Raw genomic sequence first — 22868 nt, 5'->3', positions numbered from 1 at the left:
CTGCAGCAAGTAAAGAATGAGTTTTTTTTGATGAGCAAAGGGGTTATAGATCATCATGTTAAAAAAAATAATAAAGGTATCTATTTTTTGTATGGGGCTTGCAAGTGTACCTGCTTTGGCTGAATCACAAGATTTTGTTATTAAAAAAGAAGAGCCGGCGTCGCCTTTAATTGGCATGTCAAAAAATGCGCTCAAGGAGCATTTGGGTCAACTTACGCGTCGTGTGTTTGGCCAAACAATATCGTTGGACTGTACGCTTGGTGCGGTGCAGCAACGGTTGGCGCGCTTGTGTGTGACCGTGCGTGAAGAAATAAAAAACAATAACGATGCACACCATTCGCTGACGCTTTCAGCAAAATTGCATGGCGCTATCGGGACGTTGCTGATTGAAAAATCAACGGTTCAGAACAAGTTGTCGGCCGTTGTTGAAAATCTTATTGAAAATCAAGGGCCGTTCAAATCGGCCAGCCGCAAAGATTTGCGCGCGAGTGCGACGATAGTTGAAGACTTGAATAAAAATTTGGCTGATCGCGTGGTGGCACTGGAAAAAATTAATGAAGACATGCAAAAAGATCTTGATGCGGTTGCCTACAAAGCGCTGATTGAGCGGTTAGGCAAAGCGATTAATAACAACGTTTGTTTACTCAAAGAAGTGCGAACGCAATTTTCTAGCGATGGGTGTTTGAAAAAATTATGAAAAAAATCTTTATAGTTGCGGGCGAGCTTTCCGGTGATAAAACAGCAGCGTGGTATATTAATCGTTTACAGCAATCAGATGTTTATTATGAAGCGGTGGGTGGGGATTATCTGCAGCAGGCGGGTGCGCATCTTTTTGAACGATTTGAAAAGCTGAATGTCGTTGGTATTGTTGAAATCGTGCGTCATCTGCGTCGGCTTCTTGCGTTTCTTACAAAAATTACCGACCACATTGTTGAACAAAAATTTGATGAAGTGGTACTGGTAGACTTTCCTGGTTTTAATTTGCGTTTAGCAAAAAAATTAAAAAAACGTTGTTCTGATATTAAAATTACCTATTTGTCCCCGCCGCAGCTGTGGTGCTGGGGGGCATGGCGTATTAAAACGATTCGTCGTTATTGCGACCAGGTTGTGGTGCTGTATCCGTTTGAAGTGGCGTGGTACGAAGCACGTGGCGTGCAGGCTTTTTGGCTTGGTTGTCCTGTTTACGATCGTGTGCAGCCATATTTTGAAAATATGCATGCCAAAAAGCCAACCGTAGCCTTGATTGCCGGTTCGCGTTCAAGTGAGTTGGTAACGTTATTTCCCATAGTTGCCGATGTTGCCGCACGATTAGCTCAACAGTTTCCCGAAATGAAATTTGTTATTCCGCAAGCAGAATCTTTGTCGATGAACGATCTTTGTGTCGCTATTGAGCGCTCGGCGCTTAAAAATTATCAAGCGCGAGTGGTGGTGGTGCCGGGCAATGAAAGCTTGGCGGCCTTGAGTGCTTGTTCGCTTGCTATCAGTAAGCCGGGGACGATTACGCTTGAGCTGGTGCTTTTAAATATTCCAACCGTCGTGCTCTTTAAAATTTCGTGGTTGAGTTATTGGCTGGCGCGTATGGTGGTGAAAGTTAAAAGCATGTCCCTGCCCAATTTGCTGAGTGCTGATATAATTTGTAAAGAATTTATTCAGCAAGATTGTCAGCCAGCTGTCATTGCGCAATATGCCGCACATTTGTACAAAAAGTCAGTGCGTGCAAATTATGCACATCCGCAGCACGATCAAGTTTTTGGCGCGTTGCGGCAACAGTTGTCGCCGCCACAAAGCTGACATTGTGTTTGCTGGGATTTGTGGTAACATCGTTCTTGTTTTAGTAAAAAAATATAGTTGAATTGAAAGGCAAAAAGTTATGGCAAGTTATAATCGAATTATTATGATGGGCAACCTGACGCGCGATCCGGAATACAAACAAGTTGGTTCAGGCCAAGGCGTTTGCCGTTTTGGTTTAGCATCTAATCGCCAATTTAAAAACAAACAAACTGGTACCATGGTTCAAGAAGTTTGTTTTATTGATATTGATGTTTGGGGCGCTCAAGCAGAAAGTTGCAACCAGTACCTTCAAAAAGGTCGTGCGGTTTTGGTTGAAGGCCGTTTAAAACTTGATTCATGGCAAGATCAAGAAGGTAACAAGCGCAGCAAACATTCAATCGTTGCTGATCGTGTTACGTTCTTGGCAGCTGCATCGCAAGCTGAAGATGTTGAGTTTGATGCTGAAGGCATGAGTGCTATTGCGCCAGCGCCAGCAAGCAAAGTAAGTTTTGACGATCAATTTGCACCAGCAAAAGAAGCAGCGCCAAAACGCGCAGCAAAACCAAAAGCTGCGGTTGATTCAGCGCCAAACAGTGGCGAAATTGCTTTTAATGACCAAAAGCCTTTTGAAGACGATTTGCCATTCTAGCGATATAAAAAAATGTAAAAAAGGGCTGTAAGATTTGCGGCCCTTTTTTTGTGTTTATTTTTCATTATTAAAAAGTCAAATAATAAATTATTTATACGTTGTCGTGGTTGATGCGTAATTATTGCGATTGATTAAAGTGCCCGAAGTGAAATTTTGAGGGATGGCGATGGCTGAACTTGTTGAAAAAATAAATCAAGGTTAGCATTTATCATTCATTGTTGTTAAGCTGGCGAGTGAGTTGAGGACTTAGTTTTCTGATTAAGTTTATACGAAGAGATAAGGTTGGCAGTTATGAAGAAACTTTTATTAAAAGCGTGTGTTATTGGTATTTTTGCAACAACGCGGTTGGTCGCTATTGATTTGCCGGTCTTTTATCGAGCACCTCTTTTTCAAGGTACGCCAGATTGGCTTGTGCGCGATAGAGCTTCAAATTTTACCATCAGTTACATGGCTGGTAGTGGTTCGCAAGCTCGCAATAACGACGGTTCACGCGAAGAACTTTTGGGTGTTTATGGTGCGGTAGATATTGAGCGGTTGGGTTTGTATGTTGAAAATCCAGGTGCTACGACAGCCAGCCTATGGTCAGATCCGAGTTTGGCGGGGGGTGGCGCTCCGATGCCAGAATTTAATGGCTCTGTGGTGGATGCCGCAGATAGTCCCAATGGTAAAGTTGTTTATAAAGGCAAAATTAATACTTATCAAGTTGGCTTAACATTCAAGCAATCAATTTTTTCTGGTCTTTATGGCATGGTCCATGCGCCCATTCGTCATGCAAAAATTTATAATGTTACGCATAAAAATTTAGGCAATCCGGAAGTTAATGGAAAGAATGTTGAAGACTTTTTAAATAATGACTTGCCGGTTGTTTTGAAAGAAAATGGCTTTGATAATATTAACGATCAGTTTAGCAAAACCGAAGTGCCAGAAATGTTATTAGCGCTTGGCTGGGAAGGTGCGAGTGCTTTGCTTTTCAGTAAAGATCTTAAATATCTGCGAGGCTTTATACAAATTGGTGGACTTATTCCATTGTCATCTCGTAAACGCGAAGATACGTTAATTGCCATTCCGCTTGGTTACAACAGCCATTGGGCTATTGATGCGCGCACAACAGCTGAACTTGGTGTTTTTGAAAAATTTTCTGTTGGTGTTGGTGCGAGTGCAACGATATTTTTTAACGAAGATCGGGTTGTGCGTTTAAAAACTGATATGAATCAATCAGGTTTTGCGATGATGGGTAAGGCAAATACTGAGGTTGATCAAGCAAATTTGTGGCATATGTTTGGGTACGTAAAAGCTGAAAAAGTTTATCAAGGTTTTTCGGCTTTGGTGGGCTATTCATATACTCACAAAGAAAAAGCACGCTTGCGTGTAAAAGATGAAAAATTTCTTGCAACCTATCAAATGCAGCAAGCAGCGCGTATGCCAGATCCGTTTTACATTTCTAAAGATGAGATTATTAACACCGACCAGCGTTATAAAGGCTGGCAAACCCAGGTTGTGCATTTCTGGGCTGAATATGATTGTAAGGTTCATGTTGCCCAAAATGCGTGGGGACCGGTTGTTGCTTTTGAATATGCCCTGCCAATACAGAGCGAAAGCAAAAATGCCTTTTCGATAAGTATGGTTGGCGGGACCGCCTCGTTCCATGTGGGCTGGGTATTCTAGGGCGGTTTTTTCAGTGCTTTTCAATATTCTTAATCCCTGCTAAACTGGGCATCATTACTGTTTGGCACACACATGTTTTGCGTAACGAGAGTGTAACTCCATGAATATAATTAAGTCGTTAAAAAAAGAAATTATTGCTGTTATTCAAAAGTCTTTGAATTTAAGCCCAGCACAATGTGCGTCGATTGAGGTCACGCTCAATGTGGACAAAGATGCTGCATTTGGAGATATGAGCTGCAATGCGGCCATGGTGTTGGCGCGTGTGTTGCAACAAAACCCACGCCAAGTAGCACAGCGAGTACAACATGATTTGCAAGAAATTAAACAAGGGTTGCTGGCTGAATATTTAGAAAGCGTGACCATTGCTGGTCCTGGTTTCTTGAATATTGCTTTTAAACAACCATTGTGGGAGCTTGTGGCAGCGCAATTACTTGCCGCTCCAAAAGAATTTTTTAAGCTTGTAGAAGAGCCGCTTAAAAAATATTTAGTTGAGTATGTCAGCGCCAACCCGACCGGTCCGCCACATCTTGGTACTGGCCGTGGCGGTATTATTGGCGATGTACTTTCTAACGTTCTTTCGTTTCTTGGGCATACTGTTCATCGTGAATATTATATTAACGATGCCGGTAATCAAATCCATTTGCTGGGCCAATCGTTGCAAGTTCGCTGTAAACAACAGTTGGGCATTGCCGAAGAGCTGCCGGAAGGCGGGTATCAGGGCGAGTATATTAATGATATTGCGCAAGAATGTTTACTAGAATTTGGTGATGATGTTGCGCTTAAGCCCGATGAATTTTTTGAAGACTATGCAAAAAATCATTTACTGCAAATTATTAAAGAAGATTTAATTTTGTACGGCATTCATTTTGATGAATGGTTTTCTGAAAAAAAATTGCATGATAATGGGGCCTTTGATGCGGCGCTTAAAAAATTAATACAGGCCAATCTTGCGTATGAAAAAGATGGTGCTTTGTGGTTTAAGTCAACAGAATTTGGCGATGAAAAAGATCGTGTGGTCAAAAAATCTACCGGCGAAATGACCTACATTGCTGGGGACATTGCCTATCACCAAAATAAATTTGCGCGTGGCTACGACCATTTAATTAATATTTTTGGTCAAGATCATCATGGCTACGTGATGCGTTTGAAAGCAACATTGCAAGCAATGGGTTATGACGCCGACAGGCTTGATGTCATTTTGTATCAATTGGTTAGCATTAAAAACGGCGATGAAGCGGTCAGGATGTCTAAGCGTTCTGGTAATTTTACGACGTTGCGCGATGTTGTTGATGCGGTAGGGACCGACGTTGCGCGTTTCTTTTATTTGAATCGTAAAGCGGAGGCGCACCTTGAGCTTGATTTAAGCATTGCATTGAAAAAGAGCAATGAAAATCCGGTGTTTTATATTCAATATGCCTACGTGCGTATCATGAGTGTTTTGGAAAAAGCGGCACAGGACTCTGCGTTGGCTGTGTTTGTAAAACAGCTTGAAACTGGTGCCAACGGGACAGGCCTTCAGAATATTTTTGAGCATGCGAGTGCAGCAGAAATTGAACTCTTGAAAAAAATAGTTTCGTTGCAAGATATTTTGGCAACGATTGAAAAAAGCTATCAAACGCATTTGTTGGCATATTACTCGTGGGAACTTGCGAATAAGTTTCATAATTTTTATACCAATAATCGTATCATTGAGACAGATAATCACGAAGCGACCCGCAGAAGGTTGTTCTTGATTGTTCTTGTTCGTAACACGTTGCACACTTGTTTGACACTCCTTGGCGTTAGCCGACCAGAGAAGATGTAATTATGGATATCCGTTCGCTTCCTTCTTTTAATCTTGAAAATTTTAAGACTAAACATATTCGCAATTTTTCTATTATTGCGCATATTGACCATGGCAAATCAACGCTTGCTGATCGCTTGCTCGAAATTACCGGGACTATTTCTGATCGTGTAAAACACGAACAAGTGCTTGACAAACTGCAAGTTGAAAAAGAGCGTGGGATTACCGTTAAAGCACAAACCGCATCGCTTTTTTATGAATATCAGGGCGAAGTGTATTTGCTGAATTTGATTGATACGCCCGGTCACGTAGATTTTAGTTACGAAGTTTCACGTTCGTTGGCAGCATGCCAAGGTGCGTTATTGCTCGTTGATGCGGTGCAAGGCGTGCAAGCGCAAACGATGGCCAACTTTTATTTGGCGTTTGATGCCGACCTTTCTATCATTCCGGTCATTAATAAAATTGATATGCAAGCGGCAGATCCAGAGCGTGTGAGCAAGGAAATGGCGAAAGTTTTTGACTTGCAATGGAAAGATACCGTGTTGATTTCAGCTAAAACGGGTCTCAACGTTGATCATCTTTTTCCAGCAATTATCAACAACATTAAGTCGCCAGCTGGTGATGAAAACAAGCATTTCAAAGCGTTGCTGTTTGACTCGTGGTATGACGAATATCGTGGCGTTGTTTGTTTGATTGAAGTACTTGATGGTATGATCCGCAAGGGCGACAACATTGTGGCAGCACATACTGGCCAAGCATACGAAGTGCTTGATATCGGTCTGATGTATCCAAATCCGTTGTCTATGCCAGCGTTGTATACCGGCCAAGTGGGCTATTTAATTAGCGGTATGAAAACGGTGAAAGAAGCGCGGATTGGTGATACGTTCTTTCATAAAAAATATCCTGTCACGCCATTGCCAGGTTTTAAGCCGGCAAAATCAATGGTGTTTGCGGGTATTTATCCGGTTGAAACATCAGAATTTGAAGTGGTGCGCGACGCTATTGAAAAATTAACCTTGAATGATCCGAGCGTGCATGTTGAAAAAGAAAGTTCTGCGGCACTTGGAATTGGGTTTCGTTGCGGCTTTTTGGGCTTGTTGCACATGGACGTTTTTAAACAACGCCTTGAACAAGAACATAATGTTTCAATTATTGCAACGTCGCCAACCGTTTCGTATCGCGTGGTGTTGACTGACGGGGAAGAAGCGGTTATTGATAATCCGTCAAAATTTCCTGAACAAGTTAAAATTGAAGAAATTTTAGAACCAATGATTAAGGCAACTATTATCACGCCAAAAGATTATTTGGGCGGTGTTTTAAAGCTATGCCAAGAGCGTCGTGGTGAGCAAAAGTCGATGACTTATTTGGACGAAAACCGTCTGGTGCTAGTTTACAGTATGCCGCTTAACGAAATCGTTACCGATTTTTATGATAAATTAAAATCGCTCAGTGCGGGCTATGCAAGCTTTGATTATGAAGAAGCGGGCTACCAGCCAGCCGATTTGGTCAAAATGAATATTTTGCTGAACGGTAAGCCGGTTGATGCGCTTTCAGTAATTGTGCACAACGATAAAGCGTTTTATGTTGGGCGTCAATTGACGGCCAAGTTAAAGACCGTTATCCCGCGCCAAATGTTTGATGTGGCAATTCAGGCGGCAATCGGTGCTAAAATTATTGCACGCGAATCTGTTTCTGCGTTGCGTAAAAACGTTACCGCTAAATGTTATGGCGGCGATATAACGCGTAAACGTAAGTTGCTTGAAAAGCAAAAAGAAGGTAAAAAGAAGATGAAGCAAGTTGGTAACGTTGAGTTGCCACAAGAAGCGTTCTTGACCATTCTTGAAAGTGAAACCAGTAAATAAAAAAAAGGAAACCACGCTATGAAGATGAGGTCCCAATGAAGAAAAAGAAGGGATTTTACTCCATATCCGTTGTTGCAGAAATGTTCTCTGTTCATCAGCAGACCATTCGCATGTACGAAAAAGAAGGCTTATTAACGCCTAAACGGTCTGTTGGCAACACACGACTTTTTGCAGAAGAGGATATTGAGCGCTTGGAAGAAATTATCAATTTGACGCACAAGATGGGCGTTAATTTGGCCGGCGTTGAAATCATTTTAAAGTTGCAAAAGAAGATTAAAAAGCTGCAGGGCAACGTTAATAAGTTGTTTGATGAGGCACAAGGCCAGCTTGAAGAGCAGACGACCGCTTATAAAAACGAAACGAAACAACAAGCTCAACGCTTGGTTGAAATGAAAAAAGAAAACGTTAAGCTGACCGAGCGTCAACAAACAATTGACATTGTCGATCCGTTGGAAAAAGAGGCCGATGAAGCTCAAGCCAAGGTTGATGATTGGGAAATTGAGTACGATCAGGATTAAGCTTCTTTTGATATGATTATTAAGTTATCGGTAATTTATTGGCAAGTTTCTTTCTGAACTTATGCCGATAAGTTGCCGATAAACTATCGATAAAATTTTTTATATTCAGCTTTTTCAAAACATATCATCTAAAATATCACTAAAAATTATACCGGAAAGGACTGTGCATGTTTTTAAATTCACTTAAAACTGCTGCACTTTTGGCAGGGCTTAGTAGCATACTGTTGGTGATGGGCCATTGGATTGGTGGCAACAGCGGCGTTGCGTTTGCGTTTATTTTCTCATTGCTCTTAAACTTTTTAACCTACTTTTTTTCAGACAAATTAGTACTAGCCATGTACGGCGCCAAGCCACTTGATCAAGCACGCTTTCAGTATATTTACGACATGGTTGGCGATTTGTGTGAAAACGCTAACATGCCGATGCCAAAATTGTGGTATCTGTCAACCAACATGACCAACGCATTTGCAACTGGCCGCAACCCGCAGCATGCATCGGTGGCGGTTACGCAGGGCATTTTGGATATTTTAACGGAAGATGAATTGCGTGGCGTGCTCGCGCATGAAATTTCTCACATTAAAAATCGCGATATTTTAATTGGCACGATTGCCGCGACCATTGCGACAGCCATCGGCTACCTTGCCAACATGCTTCAATGGGCGGTATTTTTGGGCTATGGCGGTCGTTCTCGTGACGATCGCAACAACGGCCTTGCAGCGCTTGTCGTTGCAATTGTCATGCCATTTGCCGCCATGCTCATTCAGTTGGCGGTCTCGCGATCTCGTGAGTATCAAGCGGACGAATCAGGCGCGCATTATTGCCACGATCCGTTGGCACTTGCTTCCGCACTTGAAAAATTGCATGGCGCTGGCAAGCACCAGCACGCCCAGCCAAGCTCGCCTGCACAAGCGGCATCAGCAAGTTTGTTTATTGTTTATCCGTTTTCGGCAAAAGGCATGTTGAGTTTGTTTTCAACTCATCCGCCAATGGAAAAGCGGATTGAGCGGTTAAGAAAGATGGCGGGAAGACGATAGAGATTTATTAAGAAAAGAGAGCAGGGCGGGTTTGTTTAACAAACCCGCCCTGCTCTTTCTATTTATGGTTTTGCTTCTGTGACAATTGTTTTGAGTTGACCTTTTAATAAATTGAAGAAAGCTTTGTTTTCGTTAAAATGTGCTTTGATGAATTTTTTGAGTGGTTCTGTGTTTGCATCCTGGGCATTTTTTTCCATTAATTTTCTAAGAGCTGGTTCTGCTTTTGCTAGAGCAAACATATTTCCTTGTGCGCTCACCAACGCCGTCCATGCTTTTTCTAGCTCATCATACACCGGATCGTTTGCTGGTTGTCCAGAGCTGCTGTCTGATGGCTCAGAACTGTCGGTTGCTTGTTGGTTAGCTGCAAGTGTTTTTTTCGATATGAGTAAGAAGGTTTTGAAGATCTTTTTTATAAGTTGCTTTGTTTGCTTCTTTTTCAGCTGCAAATGTTCTTAGTCCGTCAAGGCCATTATTATTTGGGTCGGCATATTTATTTATTAAAGTTTTGAGCGGTTTAATTTTTATGCCAATAGCCATGCCTGCGGCGTTTTCTACCTCTGTCCAAGCATCGTTCAACTCATTGTAAACCACTTGTTGATCGGCGGACAAATCGGCGTATGGTGTTGCGGTGCTTGGATTTGGATTTGGGTTGCCTTTAGGTCCATGGTCTCGAGGAGGCGTCATTGGTCCAATTTCCCATGGTGGTTTGCCGTCAATTGCTCTAATTATTTTTTCAATAAGAGTTTTAAGGGCGTCGTTTGTTGGAAATAATTGGTCTGGGCTAAGGGCATTTTTTGCTGCCGGGTCTGTGATTATTTCATCAGAATCGAGTATTCCATTGTACAAATTAGCAAAAAATATTTCCGCGTTTTTGTCTTCATTGTATCCCTGACCGATGAACGTTTTAAGACCTTCATGATCTGCCCGGTTGGCGTATTCTTGCATTTTTTCGGCAAGGCCTTGCGGGCTGCCGCCTTTAGCAAGGCTTTTTAAGATAATAAAATAGGTCTTTTGCCCTGGCGATAATTCATCAACGGGAGTATATTTTTGATTTATTTTTCCAAGCGCTTGAGCAAGCGTTACCAGTTTAGTTTTAAGTACCTCGAGGGAGGTTTGTAACTCGGCAATCGATGCAGCCGCGTGTGTCGGCTCTGTCTGTATGAGCAGAGTAAGCCCAACGAAAAGTATTAGTTTGTTTTTTTTCATCTTACGGTCTCCTTTTTACTTTTATAACGATTCAGTTAATGTCTTCTTCTTTTGAGTGGTTGATTTTTTTGGTGATCCTTTGCCTGTTTTTTTATTTCCTTGAGGGCTGCCTGGTTGTGGAGTTTTTGGCAATGGTCCGCGGGGTTTTTTAACTGGCTGCGGCTTTTGAGTTTTTTCTTTTTTTTCTTTTTCTGGGTTATTTGGTTTGTTTGGGCGTGGTGAGTGTTCATGATCTAATGAATCAATAAACTCTTTGAGAACAGAATCAGAAGAAGAAATTACAGCAAAAAGTTCCTGTATGATTGCTAGATCGATATTTGAGTCAAATCTGAGCGAATATAAAATCTTATTTAAATACTTGCGCAATTTCGTATTACCTAAAAATTCTGGATGTTTTTCGAAAAGCTCTTTGATGTTGACTGTTTTACTAATGGTTTCTGCTGATTCTGACCTACCTGCTTTTTTGTGTGCTTTAATTTGCTTATACATTTTGTACAAGATTATTTTTCGATCCTTGATTTCTGCGGGAGTTAGTTCTTGATGATGAATTTCTTGAGGCCGCGCAGATTCTTTTTGGGGCGCTTGAGATTCGGCTCCGGCCGGTTCTGGCTGTTTGAGCGTTTGCTTGGCCCTGGCTGGGCCGGTAGATCTGGTTTTTGATTTTGAGCTGCAGGCGTTGAAGGTGCACTTGTTGATTCCAGGGCATGCTTAACTTCTTGAATAACTTTAATGATTTCTTCATGCTCTGGCTTATTACCTTCAACGATTTGATCAAACCACACCGCGTTGTCATTGTATTTTTGAAAGATAAACGTTTCAAGGGCTTTGTGAGGGGTCTTTTTTGCCTCGTGCTGCATGCGGCTTATGAGGGCGTCGCCTGGTATTTCCAGTTTGCTTAAATCATCAAATATTTTTTTACCGGCGGTTATTAGTTGATCGTAGCTTAAAATTTTTATAGGTGCTGGTGTTGGTGCTGGTGTTGGTTGTCCAGGTCTGTCTGGCAATGGTGGTTTTTGTGGCGTTACAGAAGCCAACTTCTCAATATGTGTTTTGATTTCTGCTGGAGCTTCGGCAAAAATAGCAGCCAGTTTTTCTTGTGAAAATTTGCCTTTGCCATGTACAAGTTTGGAAAGCTCATCTTGTAAATATTTAAGCAATTCAGGGATCGTTACAATGTCTGAAAGTTGATAGGTTGCTTCAACTTCAGTGGGGTTGTTGAAGAAGTGATGAAGTTCTTCAGGATTTTGTATATTTTCATGGGCAATCCATTCAGCCATTGCATCAATATCAGCTTTTGAATCTATCATCTGTTGTTCAGTTGGTTTTGGTCGTTGAGTTGGTTTTAATTGAGCAATTAGCTTTGATTGTGCATCAATTTTTTCAATGAGTTTTGCGAGTGGCAGTTTTGGCTCAGTAAGTACATTAAGGTCATCGGTGAGGTCTTTTAGTTCTGTGTTAAGTTTTTGAAGTTTTTTTGGATTTGTTTCCTGTACTATATCTTTCTGTATTTCAATAATTTGCTCTTCTAGATCAGGAATTTCTTTCTGTATGCGCTCTAACTGAGTTCTTAGGCTTTTTAACTGCTGCGCATCGGTAATGCCTGAAACCCCAAGGTTTTCCATGCCGACTGATTTATTTTCTGGAAAACTTATTAAGTAAGCGTTTATATCTGTCGGCGTTGCTTGTTTGCTTTTGATTTTGTTCAATAAAATGCTTAAACGGGCGGGGTCCATAATTGAACCTCTGGATACTTTGGGCTCAGATGATGGGGATGATGGTGTGTTGAAAAAGGATTTATCTGGTTTTTTACATTCAAATTCACTTCTTTGGAAATAAAAGTTACTTGGATCATTAAAAAAGAACTGGCGAACTTTGTTTAAAGTATCAGAAATTTGATCTTTAAGTATTCTTTCAAATTTGTTTTTTTCTTTTGCAAAAATATATAAAAATCCTGCTGCATAAATTGGTTCTAGCGCAGCATAAAATTGTTTATAGTTTTGTGCAGTTTGTTTATGAAAATGAGTTAAGGTACGCTTGTAAAAATCTTGAATTTCTTGTGGAGTTGGGTTATCTGGGGTTCCCTTGTTGGCAGTGCTGATTAATGCTTTTATTTTTTTTTGTAGGATTGATTCGTCTTTGTTTATTTGATTCTGAAAAACAAGGCTTTTAGCTATGATCGCCTGATTTTCGCTGTCTGTTGTTATAAGATTTTGCCATATTTCTGGAGCTATTTCTCCTTGGTCTAGCCCTTGAGCTTTGCCTGGTAGTTGCGTAAAAGAATCTAAGGTAGAACTATTAAGCCCATCGCGTTCTAGGTAAAGCATTACCAAGTAAGCTAAATTTTGTGTGATTGTTTGTACGGTACTTGCTTTAAGAGAGGTAATAGTTTGGTTGATTCCTTTTAGTACAGAGTCAATAGTATCTTGAAATTCTTGAGGATTTGTTGCTAAATTAGATGGCGAAACTGCTTTGAAAAAATCACTCGTAGGATACGGAGAGCCTTGTTGTAATGCGTTCTTTGTTTCTGTGATGGCTTTTTCGAGCCCTTGTAATGTCTCAAAATTTAAATTTTGAAGGCTGAAAAAAGGCGCATAGTTTCGTAATAAAGTTGGATCAATTGTTGCGGACGTTTGTATTTCTGATTTTTTAGTCCTAAGTTTTTCGAGTTCAGTTTGTATTGGTCCATATTTTTGATTAAGTGTATCGATTCCTTGCTTAAGTGTATCGATTTCTTGTTTTAATGTGGTAGAGTCGAGTTTTAGTTGACTAATTTTTGAATCGGCTAAATTCTTTTTTGCTAATTCTTCTTGCTTGCGTTGCAATGTGGTCGTCTTGATGGCAATTTCTTTTCTTTTCTCCATGGCTTCTGTATCCAGGCGCGCCTTGTTCTCTTTAAGTTCGAGTATCCTTTTTTCATCTGTCTGCATAAAGTTATCAAGTTTTTTTTGACCTTCCTCAATTTTCTTTTGAAGGTCTTGTTGTGCTTTGATAATAATTGTTGTTGCGTCTTCGCTTTCATGCATCGTTGCATCAGCCGTTATTCTAGCGATCAAAGCAGTTTTAATTTTTTCTAATTTTGATATCTCAGCTGCGGTTAACGGCTGCACAACAGGCGGGTTTGCAAGTTCATGCAATGCCGTTCCTAGTTGGCCGAGTTTGCTTTTTAGGGCTGTAAGGGCATCTTGCAAATTGCCCAAATCGTTGCTTTTAAGCGGGGTAGTAAGGATAACCATAAGCGCAAGCGCATTCAAAAAACGCATCTTTTTCATATCATTTCACCCTGGTAATTTTTTAGACAGAAAGTTCTATTTTTAGTTAGAAACAAGCTAACAAAAGCGTTTTTCTTATTGCAATACTTTTTATAAATTATGCTAAAAAGATGGTGTAAAAAGAAAAAAGTTATTATTGTGGTTAAAAACAGTTGCGAAGATTTGTTTTCTTTGATACCTTATGACTGCAGTTTTGAAATGGAAACTGCTCCAAATGATGAATGTAGGCCGAGATGGCGAAATTGGTAGACGCACTGCTTTAAGGGGGCAGCAGGGGAAACCCTATAGGAGTTCGAGTCTCCTTCTCGGCACCATCAAAAACACAAAGTCGCGCGAGTAGTTTAACCTCTTTAGGAGATAGGTATGAGCACTCAATCAGGGATTGTCAGATTGCTATTTGCCCCAGTTATGTTTTGGCTACTGGTGGTGGGAGCTGGTTCTTATTACATGATTTCTTTCGACGAAAAAATGGCACGTGAAGCAAAACAAGAAGCTTCGTGGACTGGCTATTTTGCAAAAATGGCGAATGCTTTGCGTTTGGCTGGTATCAATAAAGGTATCGACATTGCGGGCGGTACGTACCTTGTTTTGGGTGTAGAAGTTGAAAAAGCGCTTGAAAATCGTTTGGCATTAGAAAATAGATCATTGGATCAATTGTTGATCAGCAAGGGCTTGAAGACGATGCCAACGTCCAAGACGTTTAAAGAAGGCGCGCTTGAGCTTATGTTTGCTGACGAAGAAGTTGCAAAATCTTGCTACAATATTCTGAAAGAAAATCGTGGTACCGTACTAAACGTCAAACGTTCTGGTGTGGTGGTGCGCGCAACGTTGAGCAGTGATGCTGAAAACCAGCTGCGTGTTGGTGCTGTTGAGCAAGCAGTTAGCGTGCTTACAACGCGGCTAGGTAACTATGGCGTTGAAGGCAATTTGGTACAGCAGCATGGCGCACGCCAAGTGGTGGTACAGCTGCCAGGTCTTGATGATCCTGATCGTGTAAAATCTATCGTACAAAAAACAGCGCATCTTGAATTAAAATTAGTTGAAGAAAGTGCTGCAAAAGCAGAAACGCTTCTTGATAAATTTGATGGCGAATTGCCACAAGATAAAATGATTGTTCCTGGTCGTTCAGATGAAGGTGAACCGCGACGTTATTTCTTGGTCTCAGCATTTCCTGACATGACTGGCGAGCATATTACTGACGCGCGTGTTGAGTTTGACGAGTACGGCAAAGCACAAGTTGGTTTTGTACTTGATAGCGTTGGTGCCGATGAGTTTGCTGATATTACGGCAAACAATGTTCATAAACATTTGGGTATTGTGATCGATAACGTTATGTTTTCAGATCCTGTCATTAACGGCGCCATTCCTGGTGGTAAAGCAAGTATTACTAACATTGCTTCACAAAAAGAAGCGCTTGATTTATCGATCGTTTTGCGCTCTGGGTCGCTTGTTGCGCCACTTAAATTTGAACAAGAAAATCGTGTTGGCGCTAAGTTGGGGCAAGATTCTGTTAAAAAAGGTATCTTTTCTTGCTTAGTAGCATTGCTTTTATTGTTTGTTTTTAGTATATTCTACTACAAGATTCCTGGGCTCTTTGCAGTACTTGCGTTGTTGTTGAATTTGTTCTTGATCTTATTGTTCTTGTCATACTTCAATGCGACGTTAACTTTACCTGGTATTGCCGGTATGGTCGTGTCGATTGGGATGGGTATTGACGCTTCGATTTTGATTTACGAAAATATTCGTGAACATATTGCGGCGGGTATTCCAGTTCGGTTGGCAGTAGATCGAGGATTTAAAGGCGTAATGCCGGTGATTCTTGATTCAAACATCACGACGTTTTTAACGGGCGCTGTGTTGTTTTATTTCGGTGGGCCTGCAATTAAAGGCTTTGCCGTAACGCTGATGGCAGGTATTGTTGCGACAATACTTTCCGGCGTTTACTTTTTGAAATCCCTCTTTTCATTTACGTTGGACAGAATCGGTGTTGGTTCATTAAGATTTTAGTTTGACGATTGAAGAGATTTTTACGTTGAAATATTTTAATTGCATGGCGGCGTAGCTCAGTTGGTTAGAGCGGCGGAATCATAATCCGTAGGTCCGGGGTTCGAATCCCTGCGCCGCTACCACAGTTCATGCACTAAAAGGTTTAAAGCCGCACATCGTTTTGATGAGCGGCTTTTTTTTATGGTCTTTTTTTATACAACATGATAACCGTGAGGGTAATGATGATGATGCTTGTTTTGGGTGGTTTATTCCTGCTGTCGTATTTGGTTGGCTCGATTCCTTCGGGCTATATTGTATGTAAATTGTTTTTTAAGATCGATATCACCGCGCATGGCTCCCGCAATATCGGTGCTACCAACGTGGCCCGCGTTTTGGGCAATACGAACTTTTTCTTTTTTATTCTGTTTTTTGATTCCTGCAAGGCCTTTCTTACCTTGTTGGCGGCCGACTATGTGCTGCATGCGCAGGGCGTTATGATGACGCAAGATTATTTGGTGATATGTGCAGCTGCGTTGTTACTTGGCAATGCCTATTCAGTTTTTTTGGGTTTTAAAGGTGGTAAGGGCGTGGCAACTTCGTTGGGTGCGCTGCTGTATCTGGTGCCGCTGTATTTGGTTCTTTTATTTGCATGTGCGTGGGTGGTTTTATTTATGCTGACGCGGCATGCTTTTATTGCGTCGTTGAGCTCGATTTTCATGTTAACGTTGTATTATGGCATTTTAGTAAATATCGATTTGATGTTTTATTTTTTTGTTGCGCTCTGCGTATGGCTTGTGTGGCGGCATAAAAATAATGTGTATGAATTTTTTAATGGCAGTCATCGTTAAGGGATAGTGCGTATGAAATTTCGTGAAGTTGCTGAAGTTTTTGATGCGTTAGAAAATGAATCGTCGCGGTTGGTGATGACTCATGCCATGGCCGATCTGCTTAAAAAAGCGACATCGCACGATGCCGCTACGATTGCGTACTTGTCGCTGGGGAGTTTACAGCCGCCATATTTAAGTACGCAGTTTAATTTTGCACAAAAAAGTGCCATAAAAGTTGTTGCAAAGTTGGTGGGCGAATCTGAGGAAACGGTCAAAAAACAAGCCAGCAATCTTGGTGATGTGGCGGTGGTCGTTGCTCATGCGTACCAAAATTCTCTCTTCAAGCAAGATTTCACGTTGGCTGAAATTGAAAAAAAATTACATCATTTTTTGACGATTACCGGTATTGGCTCACAAGAAGAAAAAGATAAATTTTTACTTGAGCTTTTGCGCACACTCGACCCTATTTCAGGCAAATACGTGATGCGGATTATTCTTGGCAAGCTGCGGCTTGGTTTTTCTGATATGACGCTGATCGATGCTTTTTCGTGGATGCAGGCGGGCGATAAATCGTTGCGCGGCGACCTTGAAGATGCGTACAACGTTTGTGCCGACATTGGCTTTATTATAAAAACACTCAAGGAAGAGGGTATTGCTGGGGTCCGCCACATTGGCATTAAGCCTGGCATTCCTATCAGGCCGGCAGCAGCAGAGCGCCTGGCAACCTCAAAAGATATTGTACAAAAATTAGGTCCGTGCATTGCTCAGCCAAAACTGGATGGTTTTCGTTTGCAGGTTCATTTGCAAAAAAAGGCCAATGGCGGCATGCAGGTTCACTTTTTTTCACGCAATCTGATCGATATGTCCGATATGTTTCCCGATCTTTTTGATGCGGTTAAGCATGTTGATGTTACCAGTTTTGTTGGTGAGGGCGAGGCGATTTGTTATAACGAAGAAACTGATAGTTTTTTGCCATTTCAAGAAACGGTACGTCGCAAGCGTAAGCACGGCATCGAAGAGGCGGCACAAGAGTTTCCATTGCAGTTGCACATGTTTGATGCGCTCTTTTTGAATGGAGAATCGTTGTTGAACAAGCCTCACACGCAGCGCCGGCATATTTTGGAAAAAGTTTTTAGTAGCAAGCAGGTTGAGCGCGAGGGCGTTATTCATTTGGTTGCTGAGCATACAATAGAATCTGTCCAAGATTTAGAACATTATTTTAAACAAACGGTAACGATCGGCCTTGAAGGCGTCGTTGTTAAACGGCCCGACGCCATTTATCAGCCAGGCAAACGTAATTTTAATTGGGTTAAACTAAAACGCGAAGAATCTGGCTCGCTGAGCGATACCTTGGACTGTGTTATTTTGGGTTACTATGCCGGGCACGGTAAACGTTCAAAGTTTGGGATTGGTGCGGTGCTAGTGGGCGTTTATAACCAAAAGAAGGAGTGTTACGAAACGATCGCTAAAATTGGTACTGGCTTGACCGACGACGAATGGCGCGCACAAAAAAAGATGTGCGACGAGGCTGCTGTTGCACATAGGCCCAAAGATGTTGCATGTGCCAAGGAATTGTATCCAGATGTGTGGGTAGCGCCCCGCATGGTTTGCTTGGTGCGCGCTGACGAAATTACCAAGTCTCCCTTGCATCAGGCAGGGGCCGATGATAAAGAATTAGGTTATGCTTTGCGGTTTCCGCGCATTATGGGTTATCGTAGCGATAAAAGCCCCGAAGATGCGACAACGGTCAGCGAAGTTGATGCCTTGTTTAAGATTCAGTTTGCAAAAAAAAAGAAGCCTGACTAATCTGTCTTAAGAATTTTGGCTGCTGTTTTGAAAAAAGGAGTGCGCTATGAAAAAGCTGGTGATATTGGTTCTGAGTCTTGTGTGTGCGAGTCAGTCCGTTGTTGCAACAGAACTTATTTATAGCGCGCAAGATCTCGCGTTGATGCAGCTTGTTGCTGATCTTGTGCAAGAAGGCTGTGCGCCAGAAGATGTGGTGACGGTGCTTGAAGAGCGAGTTAAGCCCAAGAAGCGGAGCTATTTGGCCGCTAGAGAATTGCAATTTGTTATTGGTCTCTCGATTGGTGCTTTTACCACTATTCTGGGCTATATCGGCCGTTGGGTGTTGGCATACAAAAGAAATGGTGGTTGCAATCGCGATTGTTTTATCGAGGGCTTAAAATGTCACTGTTCCCAAAGGTGTTTTAATCATGCTGCCGATTGTTTTGGTTGTCATCACAGCCTGCGATTTGATGTTGAGTCTCAAAATCAAGCAGCAGCAGGCGCTACGGATGAGGTAGAAAGGCATGACTTAATGCCACCAGCAGTGCCAGTGCGCATGCATATTTCAGATAAGAATACTGAGGATCAAGTTTAAGTTTTTTGGTACGTGGGCTTCTGCTTTCAAGGTGTGCGCATAGTCTTTCTGCTGTGTTCGTTTTTTAACTATTTGATCCCGCATGCTTCGACAACGCCGACGCACGAAGTGCTTTGGCGAGTCGCGGCATAGCCCCAAGGGAGCGACGCCTGAGCTTAGCACGAATGGGGTTTATTCAATTTCATATTTATACTTTTCGACTGCTCTGGATCTAGCCTGTCCTGTGTAGCCCCGTTTGCCCTGAGCTTGTCGAAGGGTCGAATGGGTGGGGTGAAGTATGGGCGTATCAACGATGCTTATCTAATAATTCACGAATTTTTTGAGCTTCCTCTGCAGGATTATGTGCGTAAGTAATAGCAGAACCAATTACCACGCCCTCTGGTTTGAGCGGTACAATGTCGCGCAGCACTTGCGCATCAATTTTCCCTTTAATAAAAATGGGTAGATCAGTGTTTTCACGCACACTTGCCCAGTCTTGTTCAAGATCTATCGATTGGTCTGGTGTGCGTGCGCGGTGTAACAAAATACGCGAAGCGCCAAGGTTGGTTGCTTCTGCAGCAACTTGGCCCGGCATTTCAGTACTAATAAAATCGAGCACAATTTCAGCATTATAACTTTTGGCGGTGTTGACGGCATCTTTGATAATGTAATAATAAGTATTCGATAAAACCGAAACAAACGAAGCGCCCGCTTGGCAAAACAATTCAGTAGATTCGGTGCCGCGGTCTGCAATTTTTGCATCTACGTACAAAGGTTTGTTGGGGAAATTTTTTTTGAATTCTTTAACCGCATTAATACCTTCTTTAAAAATGAGCAGAGTGCCTATTTCTACAATGTCGGCATATGTCGCTGTTTGTTGTGCAATCTCGAGGGCGTGAGCAAGATCGGTAAAGTTGTATCTGATTTGTAATTTCATTGATTCTCTCCTTTTTTCTTTTTTGAAATAGGTTATGCTTAAAAACTTCCTAAGCGCAAGAGTTTTTTAAAATAATATCATCAAAGGTGCTTGATAGTGAGGAATATTAATGAAGGATCTTATTAATTTTATTAAGCGTGGCGGTCGTAAGAATGTTATCATCGTGGGCGACCTCATGCTCGATGAATATCTATTTGGTTCTGTTGATCGCATATCGCCAGAAGCGCCGGTACCAATTGTTCGTGAACAGCATCGTGAGTGGCAGCTTGGTGGGGCAGCAAATGTTGCAGCCAATTGCCGCAGCATTGGTTTTGATGTAGCACTTTTTGGTGTTATCAATCCGTACGATCGCAGTGGCAAAAAATTTTGTGAATTACTTGAAAAAAATAATATTAGCAAAGAAAATCTGATTTTTTCTGAAACTCGTTCTACGACCAATAAGTTGCGTGTGATGTCGCGAAACCACCAATGTTTGCGCATTGATCATGAAGATAGAGAACCATTAACAGACAAAGAACGCATGCTTTTAATTGAGCGTGTAAAAAAAAATATTAAACCAGAATCGGTCTTATTGCTTTCAGATTATGCCAAAGGCGTTATAGACCGGTACCTTGTTGATTATATGGTTGGGCTTGCCCGCCAAAACAATTGCATTATCGTGGCCGATCCAAAAGGTCCTGATTTTGATAAGTATCAGGGCATTGATTATATGACGCCAAACTTGTCGGAATTTGCGCAAATCGTGCACTACTTTGGTCTTGATCGGCATCATTCGCTGGTGGACAATGCACGTAAAATTATAAAACAACTGAATATGACCGGTATGATGATAACGATGGGCGAGCAGGGCATTCATTTTGTTTCCGCCGATGCCGACTTTCATTCCCCAGCCTGCAAACGCGAAGTGTTTGATTTATCGGGTGCTGGTGATACCGTTGTTGCTTTTTTAGCGCTTGGTTTTGCGCACAAGTTAGATCTTGTTGTTGTGTTGCGCCTCGCAAATCATGCCGCTTCCATTGCGATATCGCATCTTAAAACGTACAGCGTTAGTTTGGAAGAGCTGATTGATCGCCAAGCTGATGTTGCCGAAAAAATTATGTACGACTGGGCGCGTTTAAAAATTGAGCTTGAATGGTTGCGCAGCGAAGGCAAGCGTATTGTTTTTACTAACGGTTGCTTTGATATTTTGCACTCTGGGCATATTCATCTTCTTAAAGAAGCAAAAAAACGTGGGGATATTCTTGTTGTGGCGTTGAATACCGATGCCTCGGTGCAGCGTTTAAATAAAGGTCCTGAGCGGCCAATTAATTCGTTATCTGAGCGGGCAACCATTATGTCAGCATTAAGTGTTGTTGATTTTGTGACCGCGTTTGATCAAGACACTCCGCGCGAAATTCTTGAATATCTACGGCCCAATGTTTTGGTAAAAGGTGGCGATTACAAGCGCGAAGAGTTGGCGGGGTACGATTTATTAATGTCGTACGGCGGTGAAGTTTTTACCATCGATATGGTGCCTGGCCGTTCAACAACCAGCACGATTCAAAAATTACAGCAAACGGCTAGTAGTCCAGCATGAAGCGCATAGGAATTTTGGGTTTTGGCATTGTTGGCAAATCGGTTATACGTTTTATTAAAACGTATGAGTCTGAGGTTTCGCAGCGCCTGTTTGGTTTTGCAACGCAACTAACGCTTAATGTGTGGGACAAAAAAAACTTAACCGAGCAAGAGTATGATTTGCTGGCTGAGTATCATGCGCAGCATATGTCGCATGTTGATGTTCAGCTTTTTGTGCAGATGCATGATTTTATTGTTGCCAGCCCCGGTTTTGATATCAATACTTATGCTGATCAGTCGCATAAATTTTTGAATGAGCTTGATTTTTTTGCGCCATTTTTTTCTAAGCCAACGATCGGTATTACCGGAACGCTGGGCAAAACAAGCACTACCAAATTGTTAACAAACATGCTCAATCGTGTGACGGTTAATGACTATGCGCTTCGTTTTGTTGAGGGCGGCAATGTTGGCACTGCCATGCTCGATTTAATTGGTAGGCAGCATGATGTTGATGGGGCGGTGCTTGAACTTTCAAGCTGGCAGCTTGAACACAACAAAAGCTTTGCGCCCGACATGGCGATTTGGACGAATGTGTATCCAAACCATTTGGACCGTCATAAAACAATGGCGGCCTACGCGCAGGCAAAATATCAGTTGATGGGTTTGCAACGTGCCTCGCAGCATGCGATTATTGGCGATCAGGTTTTGAGCGATCACGATGCGCGGCCCTTGTTGGCGTCGCTTAAAAGTAGGCCGTGTGTAGTTACTGAAATGGCACGCGAGTCAGTCATGCCGCAACTTTTATGGTCGGCGTGTGATGTGGTTGATCTTCATCATGACCAAGTTCGTTTTTCACGCGTTGAAAATCAGCAGGTTGTTGAAGAAATAATGTTGCTTGATGCAGCCTTGCTCCCGCCAAGCCAGTTTGTTCAAAATTGGCTTTTTGTGTTAGCGGCGCTAAAACTTTTGGGTGTTGACTGGTCTGTGCTGAAAAAAGAGTTGGCGGTTGGTACTGTCAAAGGTGTTGAGCATCGGCTTGAGTGGTGTGCTGCTGTTGGCGGGGTTGATTTTTATAACGATTCAAAATCAACGGTGATTCAGTCTACGCAGGCGGCAGTTCAAAAATTGGCGCTTAGCGGTAGGCCGTTGTTGGTTATTGTTGGCGGGCTTGGCAAAGGTGCCGATCGTTCAGCTCTAGCAACCATGTTGCGTGAAATGCCTGCCATCAAAAAAGCTTACTGCTTTGGGCCGTCGTGTTTTGAGTTTGCTTCGTGCGCGCAATTTGCCACGCTTGATCACCTGTTGGAGCAAGTTTTTATTGATATGAGCGTTGGCGATATTGTCTTATTTTCGCCCAGCGGTTCCAGTTACGATTTATTTGAAAACTATGAGCATCGCGGCCGAGTTTTTAAAGATCTTGTTCAACGCAAGGCAAACGCCGTACACTAG

At 42.1% G+C, this 22868-nt stretch carries 19 protein-coding genes and 2 tRNA genes; 16 read left to right on the top strand and 5 right to left on the bottom strand.

All coding sequences use genetic code 11. From position 1 onward, the window contains the following. Positions 1-55: 55 nt before the first annotated feature. The 8 genes from IPF37_00895 (at position 56) to IPF37_00860 (ending at position 9281) form a co-directional block, all read left to right on the top strand. Positions 56-697, top strand: a complete 642-nt coding sequence (locus IPF37_00895) for a hypothetical protein (GenBank protein QQR49389.1) — start codon at positions 56-58, stop codon at positions 695-697. After that, positions 694-1791, top strand: coding sequence for a lipid-A-disaccharide synthase (gene lpxB, locus IPF37_00890; protein ID QQR49388.1), 1098 nt, complete (start codon positions 694-696; stop codon positions 1789-1791). The genes IPF37_00895 and lpxB overlap by 4 nt, the downstream gene beginning before the upstream one ends. Before the next feature lie 79 nt (positions 1792-1870). Further along, entirely contained in the window at positions 1871-2419 is a 549-nt protein-coding gene (gene ssb, locus IPF37_00885; GenBank protein QQR49387.1) for a single-stranded DNA-binding protein, read from the top strand. 291 nt (positions 2420-2710) lie between these two features. Then, positions 2711-4084 carry a hypothetical protein gene (locus tag IPF37_00880; GenBank protein ID QQR49386.1) on the top strand — a complete coding sequence of 458 codons (1374 nt, stop codon included), beginning with the start codon at positions 2711-2713 and terminating at the stop codon, positions 4082-4084. Between the two features lie 100 nt (positions 4085-4184). After that, complete coding sequence (locus tag IPF37_00875) at positions 4185-5888, top strand: arginine--tRNA ligase (GenBank protein QQR49385.1); 1704 nt, start codon at positions 4185-4187, stop codon at positions 5886-5888. 2 nt (positions 5889-5890) lie between these two features. Further along, a complete protein-coding gene (gene lepA / locus IPF37_00870) occupies positions 5891-7729 on the top strand; it encodes an elongation factor 4 (protein QQR49384.1) in 1839 nt (612 codons plus the stop codon). Positions 7730-7764: 35 nt separating this feature from the next. Next, positions 7765-8247 (top strand): MerR family transcriptional regulator, encoded by a 483-nt coding sequence (locus IPF37_00865; GenBank protein QQR49383.1) that lies wholly within the window; start codon positions 7765-7767, stop codon positions 8245-8247. Positions 8248-8414: 167 nt separating this feature from the next. Continuing rightward, the gene (locus IPF37_00860; GenBank protein ID QQR49382.1) at positions 8415-9281 is read left to right on the top strand and encodes a zinc metalloprotease HtpX; all 867 of its coding nucleotides are present in this window, start codon (positions 8415-8417) and stop codon (positions 9279-9281) included. 62 nt (positions 9282-9343) lie between these two features. Here the strand turns inward: IPF37_00860 and IPF37_00855 are convergent, their stop codons facing one another. The 4 genes from IPF37_00855 to IPF37_00840 are packed head-to-tail and all read right to left on the bottom strand — an operon-like array spanning position 9344 to position 13756. Then, positions 9344-9727: a hypothetical protein gene (locus IPF37_00855; protein ID QQR49381.1), complete on the bottom strand. Its 384-nt coding sequence runs from the start codon at positions 9725-9727 to the stop codon at positions 9344-9346. Further along, on the bottom strand, positions 9639-10487 hold the full coding sequence (locus IPF37_00850) for a hypothetical protein (GenBank protein QQR49380.1): 849 nt from the start codon (positions 10485-10487) through the stop codon (positions 9639-9641). The genes IPF37_00855 and IPF37_00850 overlap by 89 nt, the downstream gene beginning before the upstream one ends. 21 nt (positions 10488-10508) lie before the next feature. Next, positions 10509-10976, bottom strand: coding sequence for a hypothetical protein (locus tag IPF37_00845; protein ID QQR49379.1), 468 nt, complete (start codon positions 10974-10976; stop codon positions 10509-10511). 41 nt (positions 10977-11017) lie between these two features. Continuing rightward, positions 11018-13756: a hypothetical protein gene (locus IPF37_00840; protein QQR49378.1), complete on the bottom strand. Its 2739-nt coding sequence runs from the start codon at positions 13754-13756 to the stop codon at positions 11018-11020. 227 nt (positions 13757-13983) lie between these two features. Between IPF37_00840 and IPF37_00835 the strand changes: the two genes are divergently transcribed. The 6 genes from IPF37_00835 (at position 13984) to IPF37_00810 (ending at position 18949) form a co-directional block, all read left to right on the top strand. Beyond that, positions 13984-14070, top strand: a tRNA-Leu gene (locus tag IPF37_00835). 49 nt (positions 14071-14119) lie between these two features. Next, on the top strand, positions 14120-15763 hold the full coding sequence (gene secD / locus IPF37_00830) for a protein translocase subunit SecD (GenBank protein QQR49377.1): 1644 nt from the start codon (positions 14120-14122) through the stop codon (positions 15761-15763). A 45-nt stretch (positions 15764-15808) separates the two neighbouring features. Next, positions 15809-15885: transfer RNA gene (locus IPF37_00825), tRNA-Met, on the top strand. Positions 15886-15963: 78 nt separating this feature from the next. Further along, positions 15964-16590, top strand: coding sequence for a glycerol-3-phosphate acyltransferase (locus IPF37_00820; GenBank protein QQR49376.1), 627 nt, complete (start codon positions 15964-15966; stop codon positions 16588-16590). A 12-nt stretch (positions 16591-16602) separates the two neighbouring features. Further along, the gene (locus tag IPF37_00815; protein QQR49375.1) at positions 16603-18375 is read left to right on the top strand and encodes an ATP-dependent DNA ligase; all 1773 of its coding nucleotides are present in this window, start codon (positions 16603-16605) and stop codon (positions 18373-18375) included. A 46-nt stretch (positions 18376-18421) separates the two neighbouring features. Beyond that, positions 18422-18949, top strand: a complete 528-nt coding sequence (locus tag IPF37_00810) for a hypothetical protein (protein ID QQR49374.1) — start codon at positions 18422-18424, stop codon at positions 18947-18949. Positions 18950-19235: 286 nt separating this feature from the next. On the opposite strand, the gene IPF37_00805 is transcribed toward IPF37_00810, so the two are convergent. Beyond that, a complete protein-coding gene (locus IPF37_00805; protein ID QQR49373.1) occupies positions 19236-19865 on the bottom strand; it encodes an orotidine 5'-phosphate decarboxylase in 630 nt (209 codons plus the stop codon). 109 nt (positions 19866-19974) lie between these two features. Between IPF37_00805 and rfaE2 the strand changes: the two genes are divergently transcribed. Both rfaE2 and murD read left to right on the top strand, forming a co-directional pair. Then, positions 19975-21441: a D-glycero-beta-D-manno-heptose 1-phosphate adenylyltransferase gene (gene rfaE2 / locus IPF37_00800; protein ID QQR49372.1), complete on the top strand. Its 1467-nt coding sequence runs from the start codon at positions 19975-19977 to the stop codon at positions 21439-21441. Beyond that, on the top strand, positions 21438-22868 hold the full coding sequence (murD, locus tag IPF37_00795; protein ID QQR49371.1) for a UDP-N-acetylmuramoyl-L-alanine--D-glutamate ligase: 1431 nt from the start codon (positions 21438-21440) through the stop codon (positions 22866-22868). The genes rfaE2 and murD overlap by 4 nt, the downstream gene beginning before the upstream one ends.

It is taken from the genome of bacterium, from assembly GCA_016699045.1.
Taxonomy (GTDB): Bacteria; Babelota; Babeliae; order Babelales; family RVW-14; genus AaIE-18.
Note: the sequence above shows the minus strand (reverse complement) of the source record. Positions and strands in the feature narration are given on the sequence as shown.

Excerpts from the sequence above, each read along its gene's own strand:
- IPF37_00815 (QQR49375.1), top strand. The coding sequence starts at position 16,603 with ATGAAATTTCGTGAAGTTGCTGAAGTTTTTGATGCGTTAGAAAATGAA.
- rfaE2 (QQR49372.1), top strand. The coding sequence starts at position 19,975 with ATGAAGGATCTTATTAATTTTATTAAGCGTGGCGGTCGTAAGAATGTT.
- lpxB (QQR49388.1), top strand. The coding sequence starts at position 694 with ATGAAAAAAATCTTTATAGTTGCGGGCGAGCTTTCCGGTGATAAAACA.
- murD (QQR49371.1), top strand. The coding sequence starts at position 21,438 with ATGAAGCGCATAGGAATTTTGGGTTTTGGCATTGTTGGCAAATCGGTT.
- IPF37_00895 (QQR49389.1), top strand. The coding sequence starts at position 56 with ATGTTAAAAAAAATAATAAAGGTATCTATTTTTTGTATGGGGCTTGCA.
- IPF37_00860 (QQR49382.1), top strand. The coding sequence starts at position 8,415 with ATGTTTTTAAATTCACTTAAAACTGCTGCACTTTTGGCAGGGCTTAGT.
- IPF37_00875 (QQR49385.1), top strand. The coding sequence starts at position 4,185 with ATGAATATAATTAAGTCGTTAAAAAAAGAAATTATTGCTGTTATTCAA.
- IPF37_00820 (QQR49376.1), top strand. The coding sequence starts at position 15,964 with ATGATAACCGTGAGGGTAATGATGATGATGCTTGTTTTGGGTGGTTTA.
- IPF37_00805 (QQR49373.1), bottom strand. The coding sequence starts at position 19,865 with ATGAAATTACAAATCAGATACAACTTTACCGATCTTGCTCACGCCCTC.
- IPF37_00850 (QQR49380.1), bottom strand. The coding sequence starts at position 10,487 with ATGAAAAAAAACAAACTAATACTTTTCGTTGGGCTTACTCTGCTCATA.
- IPF37_00880 (QQR49386.1), top strand. The coding sequence starts at position 2,711 with ATGAAGAAACTTTTATTAAAAGCGTGTGTTATTGGTATTTTTGCAACA.
- IPF37_00845 (QQR49379.1), bottom strand. The coding sequence starts at position 10,976 with ATGTATAAGCAAATTAAAGCACACAAAAAAGCAGGTAGGTCAGAATCA.
- secD (QQR49377.1), top strand. The coding sequence starts at position 14,120 with ATGAGCACTCAATCAGGGATTGTCAGATTGCTATTTGCCCCAGTTATG.
- ssb (QQR49387.1), top strand. The coding sequence starts at position 1,871 with ATGGCAAGTTATAATCGAATTATTATGATGGGCAACCTGACGCGCGAT.
- IPF37_00810 (QQR49374.1), top strand. The coding sequence starts at position 18,422 with ATGAAAAAGCTGGTGATATTGGTTCTGAGTCTTGTGTGTGCGAGTCAG.
- lepA (QQR49384.1), top strand. The coding sequence starts at position 5,891 with ATGGATATCCGTTCGCTTCCTTCTTTTAATCTTGAAAATTTTAAGACT.
- IPF37_00865 (QQR49383.1), top strand. The coding sequence starts at position 7,765 with ATGAAGAAAAAGAAGGGATTTTACTCCATATCCGTTGTTGCAGAAATG.
- IPF37_00840 (QQR49378.1), bottom strand. The coding sequence starts at position 13,756 with ATGAAAAAGATGCGTTTTTTGAATGCGCTTGCGCTTATGGTTATCCTT.